Raw genomic sequence first — 7,452 nt, forward strand, 5'->3', positions numbered from 1 at the left:
GCTCGGGCGGCATCTCGGCGTCGAGCAGGGCCGCCAGCTTGTGCGTGTTGTCCAGGTCTTCCAGCAGGCGGCGGAAGCGCAGCTTGACGCCGAACACGCGCTCGATCTCCAGCGTGGCCTGGGTCAGCGAGAGCGAGTCCAGGCCCTGGTCCACGAAGCTGGCTTCGGGCGCGATCTCGTCGGCGGGCAGGCCCGAGACATCGCTGAGGATGCGTTGCAGTTCGGCTTCGACGGCGGGGATGCGACTCATGGCAATAGGGGCCTGCTGGGGTGCCGGGGCACCGGTCGATGAAAGGGTGGGGGTGGCGGTGGGCGCGCGGCGCGTGAACCAGTGGCGTTCGCCGCCGAAGGGGTAGGTGGGCAGGGCCGCGCGGCGCGCGCTCGCGGCCACGGGCCAGGCGATGTCCACGCCCGTGCACCACAGCGCGCCGATGGTGGCGAGCGCGTGCGCGGCGGGCTCGCCGGGCTGGTTGGCGGGACCGAGCAGGGCCAGGCAACGCGGCGCCGCGTTCTGCGCGCCGCGGTGCTGGCGCACCAGCGCGGACAGCGCCTGGCCGGGGCCGACTTCCAGGAAGACGCACTCGCCCTGGGCGAGCTCGGCCTGCACGGCCTGGCTGAAACGCACGGGCGCGCGCACCTGGCGCGCCCAGTAGGCGGGGTCGGTGGCCTCGGCGGCGGTCAGGGGCGCGCCGCTGACGCAGGAGTACACCGGCAGGCGCGGCGCGCCCAGGTGGGCCTTGGCGAGCGCGGCTTGCACGCGCGGCAGCGCGCCGTCCATGCTGGCGCTGTGGAAGGCGTGCGAGACGCGCAGGCGGGTGCAGTGCACCTCGCTGCGTTCCAGGGCCTTGGCCAGCGACTCGATGGCCTCGAAGGGGCCCGCGACGACGGTGAGCGTGGGCGCGTTGATGCCGGCGATGTCGATGCCTTCGGGCAGGCGCGCGCGCAGTTCGTCGGCGCCCAGGCGCACGGCCAGCATGGCGCCGGGGGGCTGGTCGGCCATGGCCTGGCCGCGCGCGACCACGGCGGCCAGCGCGTTGTCCAGCGGCATCACGCCGGCGTGGCAGGCGGCGGCGTACTCGCCGATGCTGTGGCCGATGAGCGCCGCGGGTTTCAGGCCCAGGCTGTCGAGCCAGCTGGCCAGCGCGTAGGACATGGCGAACAGCGCCGGCTGCGCGTGGCGGGTGTCGGCCAACTGGGTCGCGATGGCCTCGTCGGCCGGATCGGCCTGAACCAGCCAGGGCAGCAGGTCGGTGCCGCCGAGCAGGGGCTTGAGCGCCTCGGTGCAGCGCCGCAGGGCCTCGCCGAAGGCCGGGGCCTCGTCGAACAGCTGGCGCGCCATGCCCGGGTGCTGCGAGCCCTGGCCAGGGAACAGGAAGACCAGGCGCGGCGCGGCCAGCGCGGTGGTGGGGGACTTGAGCCCGCGCAGCGCCGCCACGGCTTGCGCGGTGGAGGCCGCGACCACGCTCAGGCGCTGCGCCATGGCCCGGCGCCCGCGCATCAGCGTGGCGGCCACGGCGGGCAGCGGCAGCTCGGGATGGGCCTGCAGGTGGTCGGCCAGGGCGTGGGCGCGCGCCAGGGCCTCGTCGGCCGTGCGGGCGGACAGCGGCAGCACCCAGCGCTGGCCTTCGGCCTCGTTGCCGGGCGAAGGCGGCGCGGCGGGCGCGGCCTCGATGACCACGTGCGCGTTGGTGCCACCCACGCCGAAGGAGCTGACGGCGGCGCGGCGCGGGGTGTCGCCATGGCCCTCGGTCCAGGGCGTGTTGCGCGCCACCACCTGGAAGGGCGTGCGCTCGAAATCAATCTGCGGGTTGGGCTGGGTGTAGTGCAGCGTGGCCGGGATGACGCCGCGCTGCAGCGCCAGCGCGGCCTTGGCCAGGCCCACCACGCCGGCGCCAGCGGCCAGGTGGCCGATATTGCTTTTGACCGAGCCGATGGCGCAGAACTGCGTGTCCGGCGTGTCCTCGGCCCAGGCCTTGCTCAGCGCGCTGATCTCGATCGGGTCGCCGAGCGCGGTGGCGGTGCCGTGCGCTTCCACGTAGCCGATGCTGCGCGGGTCGACGCCGGCGTGCTCCAGCGCCATGCGGATGGCTTCCAACTGGCCGGTGACGCTGGGCGCGGTGAAGCTGGCCTTGTCGCCGCCGTCGTTGTTGAGGCCCACGCCGCGCACCACCGCGTAGATGGTGTCGCCGGCCGCAACGGCGTCGTCCAGGCGCTTGAGCACCACCATGCCGCCGCCGCTGGCGAACACGGTGCCGCTGGCCTGGGCGTCGAAGGGGCGGCAGTGGCCGTCGGCCGATTCCATGCCGCCTTCCACGTGCAGGTAGCCCGTGGCCTGCGGCACATGCACGTTGGCGCCGCCGGCCAGCGCGATGTCGCACTGCCCGCTGGCCAGCGCGTGCCAGGCCTGAGCCACGGCCACCAGGCTCGTGGAGCAGGCGGTGTGGATGCTGAGCGCCGGGCCCTTGAGGTTGAGGCGGTTGGCGATGCGCGTGGCGACGTAGTCCTTCTCGCTCGCCAGCATGGTGGCGAACTCGCCCACCTGGCGGATGAGCTCGGGGTTCTCCTGGCGCAGCGCGAGCGCATAGGCGTTGTTGCCGGTGCCCGCGTACACGCCCACGCGCTCGCTGGTGCGCGTGTGGTCGATGCCGGCGTGCTCCAGCGCGCTGATGCTGAGCTCCAGCATCAGGCGCTGCTGCGGGTCCAGCAGCACGGCCTCGCGGGCGGAGACGCCGAAGTGCGCGGCGTCGAAGCGGTCGGCGTGCTCCAGTGCGCCGTGCGCGGGCACGAAGTTCGGGCGCGCGCGCTGTTCTTCGGGCACCGCGGGATCGAGCTCGTCCGGGCGGAAATGGCGGATGCCCTCGCGGCCGTCCAGCAGGTTCTGCCAGAAGGACTCGAGGTCGGGCGAGCCTGGCACGCGCACGGCCATGCCCACGATGGCGATGCCGCCGCCGGCGTTGGCCGGGGCAGCGCGGCGCTGGCGGCGCGGCGCGCTGGCCGCGCCCGCCATGGCGGCGGCCATGCCGGCCAGGGTGGGGCGGTCGTACACGTCGGCCACGCCGAGGGTGGTGATGCCCGCCTCGCGCACCCGCGAGACGAAGCGCATCACCAGCAGCGATTTGGCGCCGATGTCGAAGATGTTTTGCTCGTCCGCAAGGCGTTCGACCCCCAGCAGTTCGCACCACAGCCGGCGCGCCAGGGCCAGCGGGTCGCTGGCGTCCAGCGGGCTCGCGTCCATCGCGGGCAGGGGCAGGCTGCGGCGGTCGATCTTGCCGCTGGGGGTGACGGGCAGGCGGTCGAGCACCACGTAGCGCACCGGCACCATGTACTCGGGCATGCGCGCGCGCAGGTGCTGGCGCCACAGGGGCGACAGACCCGCCGCGTCGCCGGCCGCGCCGGGGTTCAGCACCACATGCGCCACCAGCTGGCGGCCCGCGCCGGGCAGCTCGGGCGCGGTCACCACGGCTTCCTTCACGCTCTCGTGCGCCATCAGGGCGAGCTCGATCTCGCCGGGCTCGATGCGAAAGCCATCGACCTTGACCTGCTGGTCCGCGCGGCCCAGGTAGGTGAGCACGCCGTGTTCGTCGCGGCGCACCAGGTCGCCGGTGAGGTACCAGGTCTGGCCACCGGGGCCGGGCTCGGGGCCGACGTCGGTGCGGAAGCGCTCGGCGCTCAGGTCGGCGCGACCCAGGTAGCCGTTGGCCAGGGTTTCACCGCCGAGCAGCAGTTCGCCCACGGTGAAGCCTTCGCCGTCGTCGTGCGCCTCGCGCAGGGCCACCTGCACATGCGGCAGGGCCTTGCCGATGGGGGGGATCTCGGGCCACTGCGCCGGGTCGCCGGTGAGGTCGTGCGCGGTGACGACGTGGCTTTCGGTGGGGCCGTAGTGGTTGTGCAGCTCGGCGCCGGGCAGGCGCTGGAACAGGGCGCGGATGGCCGGGCTCACCTGCAGCTGCTCGCCCGCGCTGACCACTTCGCGCAGGTGGCGCGGCGCCTCGTCGCGCGAGGCGTCGGCGATCATCTGCAGCGCCACGTAAGGCACGAAGAGGCGTTCCACGCGCAGGTCGATCAGCGCGCGGTGCAGCAGGGCCGGATCGCGGCGCTGGGCGTCGGGCACCAGCACCAGGGTACCGCCCGTGGCCACGGTGGAGAAGATCTCCTGGAAGTGCACGTCGAAGGACAGCGGCGCGAACTGGAGGGTGCGCGCGGCCTGGCCCAGGCGCGGGTGCGCCACGTGCCAGTGGATCAGGTGGCGCAGCGGACGCTCGCCCATGGCCACGCCCTTGGGCCGGCCGGTGGAGCCGGAGGTGAAGAGCACGTAGGCCAGGTCGGGTTCGGCCGCGTGCAGGCCCGAAGCGGTGGGGGCGGGCCGCTCCAGCGTGGGCAGCTCGCCCACGCGTTCGCGCAGCAGGGCCAGGGCCGATGCCTCGCCCACTACGGCGCGTGGGCGCGCGTCATCGAGCATGGCGGCCAGGCGTTCGGCGGGGTACGCCAGGTCGAGCGGCACATAGCCCACGTCCAGGTGAGCGGCGGTGAGGATGTGGACGATGGATTCGGGCGAGCGCGTGGCGGCGATGGCGATGCGCTCGCCACCACGCACGCCCGCCGCCCGCCAGCGGCGCGCCCCTTCTTCGACGCGGGCGAGCAGTTCGCGGTACGTCAGCGTCTGACCGTCGGCGGTTTCCAGGGCGGGCCGCTCGGGCCAGGCCCGCGCCGCCTGGACGAGCCATTCACCCAAACGGGACACGCGCCGTGCCGATGGTTCCGTTTGAGCTTTCTTGTCCATCCTCACCTCGTAGAACCAGAGCCGGAGAATCTAATACAAAATAACGCCACTCGAAACCGACTGTAACAACGGCGTTCCCGAAGGCCAATCGCCGCGGCCGCGCGGTTGTGAACTTTTTGACGGTACCGGTGGCGGTATGGGGAATCAGGCGCCAAGCGGTGCGCTGAGGCCTGCTGGCGGCGGAATGCGAGTACCAGTAAGGCGATTGTGTTGATGATTGACATCTCATGCATCGCCATTTCGTGGAGATATCGCACGTTCGGATGTGCATCGAAGGTATGTAAATGTGCATCCCTGTGCTAGCTTCGCCGGATGGTGGCGGCCCATGGGCGCCCATTCGCACAAATCAACTGGAGGCCTTCGCATGACGAGCCCGACTTCACACGATGCCCAGCGCGTCAGCCGCGAGGCCGAGATCTACGACAACGACGAGCTGGAGCGCGACCGCCTGGAAGCGGTCATGGCCTACACGCAGATGGGCCCTGCGCGGCGCCGCCGCGACGAGTTGATCCGCGCCGTGCACACGCGCCACACCGACACCCGCGTGCTGGAGGTCGGCAGCCAGGCCTGGGAAGCCCACTACCTCAAGTGGAACCTCAAGCCCACGCAGCTCACTTGCATCAACATCTCCGACCGCGAACTCGACAAGGGCCGCCAGGTGGCCCAGGCCAAGGGCCTGCCGGTGGAGTTCAAGCTGATGGACGCGCACGAGCTGCAGTTCCCCGACGCCACCTTCGACCTGGTGTTCGGCACGGCCATCCTGCACCACCTGGAATTCGAGCGCGCGGTCAAGGAGATCGCGCGCGTGACCAAGCCGGGCGGCGAGATCCTGTTCGTCGAGCCTTTGCTGCTCAACCCGGTGGCGCGCCTGGTGCGCGCGCTCACGCCCAAGGCGCGCACGCCCGACGAGAAGCCGCTGGCGCGTGAGGAGCTCGACATCCTGGACCGCTACTTCGCGCCCAAGCACCTGTACACCGATCTGTTCGCCTTTCCCGCCGCGGTGCTGTCCAAGGCGGTGCGCGCGCAGCCCAGCAACTGGATGGTGAACGCGGCCGACCGCGTCGACGCCGCCATCGCCTCGTCCATGCCCTCGCTCGGCGCCTACTACCGCACGGTCACCGTGCACGGCACGCGCCGCGTGTGAGCCTGGCGCGTCCCACCGCTCGCCCGATGGTCGCCGGCTACCGCCCGATCGATCACCCGGAACTGCGCCCGGTGCCGGCGCGGCGTTCGTCCGATCGGCCCCTGTTGCTCGTGGTGGTGGACACCGAGGAAGAGTTCGACTGGACCCAGCCCTTCAACCGCGACGCCGTGGCGACGGAGTCGATCCCCGCGCAGGACCATGCCCACGCGGTGTTCGATAAATACGGCATCGTGCCGACTTACGTGCTGGACTATGCGGTGGCCCGCTCGGCGCCGGCGGCGGCCTACCTGCGCCGGCTGGTCGACGCGGGCCGCGCCCACTTTGGCACGCACTGCCATCCCTGGGTGACGCCGCCGTACGAGGACGAGGTCAACGCCTACAACTCCTTCCACGGCAACCTGCCGCCCGAGCTGGAGGCCGCCAAGCTGGAGGCCAGCACGGAGGCCGTGGCCCAGGCCTTCGGGCAGCGGCCGCTCATCTTCAAGGCCGGGCGCTATGGCGTCGGCGCGGCCACCTTGGGCGTGATTCGGCGCCTGGGTTACCGCATCGACTGCAGCTTCGTGCCGGCCACCAGCTTCGAGCGCGTGCACGGCCCCAACTTCCTGGGCACGTCCATGCACCCCTTCTTCGCCGACGAGTCGCGCGACCTGCTGGAGGTGCCACTGACCGTGGGCTACGGCGGACGCGCCTGGTGGGCCGGCCAGCGCTTCGCCGCGCTCTGGGACAACCCCATGCTGCAGCAGCTGCGCGTGCAGTCGGTGCTGAGCCGCCTGGACGTGCTGTGGCGCGCCCGCCTGAGCCCCGAGGGTTTCGACGCCGACACGCAGATCCGGTTGATGGAGGCGCTGTACGCGCAGGGCGTGCGGGTGTTCAGCCTGACCTACCACTCACCCTCGCTGGCACCGGGCAACACGCCTTATGTGCGCAACGAGCACGACCTGCAGGAGTTCCTGCGCCGCATCGACCGCGTCTGCGCGCACTTTCGCGACCGGCTGGGCGGCCAGTTTTCCACGCTGCTGGACCTGTGGCGCGAGGTGGGTGCCGCACCGGCGACGGCCCCGAGCGCGCGCGCGGCGGTTTGAGCCGCCAGCCGCTCAGCGCGGCACGATCGCGTAGGACGGATCGCTGCTGAAGCCGCGCGCGCCCGACTCCAGTTGGGGCGTGAACGCCTTCCAGCGCGCGTAGGCGGTGGCGGCGTTGTTGGCCCCGGCGTTGCTGGCGGCGGCGAGCATGCCGCGCGCCACGGCCGCGTAGCCGCCGGCCCAGTCGGGGTAGGCGGGATCGCCGGCCGCGGCAGCGCCTTCGCAGGCGGCCGAGCCGTAGTTGGCGCGGTAGAAGTCGGCCCAGTTGTTGATGTAGCTGCCGCCGCTCATGGTCTGCAGCCAGTAGCCCGCGGCGCGGCTGGTGCAGAAGCCGGCCGACTGGGTGCTGGCCAGGAAACGGTCGATCTGCATGCGGCCCACGCTGTTGAGCACGGCGCTGGCGTTCGGCACGTTGTTCTCCGTCAGCCAGCTCATCACGGTGGCGA

3 protein-coding genes and 1 pseudogene are annotated in these 7,452 nt (G+C 72.0%); 2 read left to right on the forward strand and 2 right to left on the reverse strand.

The window, feature by feature from the left end; genetic code table 11:
* A partial coding sequence (locus BGO22_RS16895) for a polyketide synthase (RefSeq protein WP_286851874.1) occupies nt 1-4,741 on the reverse strand: 4,741 nt, incomplete at its 3' end.
* A gap of 403 nt (nt 4,742-5,144) precedes the next feature.
* On the opposite strand from BGO22_RS16895, the gene BGO22_RS16900 reads away from it, so the two are divergent.
* The gene (locus tag BGO22_RS16900) at nt 5,145-5,924 is read left to right on the forward strand and encodes a class I SAM-dependent methyltransferase (protein ID WP_070398011.1); all 780 of its coding nucleotides are present in this window, start codon (nt 5,145-5,147) and stop codon (nt 5,922-5,924) included.
* Between the two features lie 26 nt (nt 5,925-5,950).
* Nucleotides 5,951-7,006 (forward strand): polysaccharide deacetylase family protein, encoded by a 1,056-nt coding sequence (locus BGO22_RS16905; protein WP_083292924.1) that lies wholly within the window; start codon nt 5,951-5,953, stop codon nt 7,004-7,006.
* Nucleotides 7,007-7,018: 12 nt separating this feature from the next.
* On the opposite strand, the pseudogene BGO22_RS16910 reads toward BGO22_RS16905, so the two are convergent.
* A pseudogene (locus tag BGO22_RS16910) lies at nt 7,019-7,452 on the reverse strand (hypothetical protein); the annotation flags it as partial.

The organism is Hydrogenophaga sp. 70-12 (assembly GCF_001897365.1).
Classification (GTDB): domain Bacteria; phylum Pseudomonadota; class Gammaproteobacteria; order Burkholderiales; family Burkholderiaceae_C; genus Hydrogenophaga; species Hydrogenophaga borbori.

Excerpts from the sequence above, each read along its gene's own strand:
- BGO22_RS16900 (WP_070398011.1), top strand. The coding sequence starts at position 5,145 with ATGACGAGCCCGACTTCACACGATGCCCAGCGCGTCAGCCGCGAGGCC.
- BGO22_RS16905 (WP_083292924.1), top strand. The coding sequence starts at position 5,951 with ATGGTCGCCGGCTACCGCCCGATCGATCACCCGGAACTGCGCCCGGTG.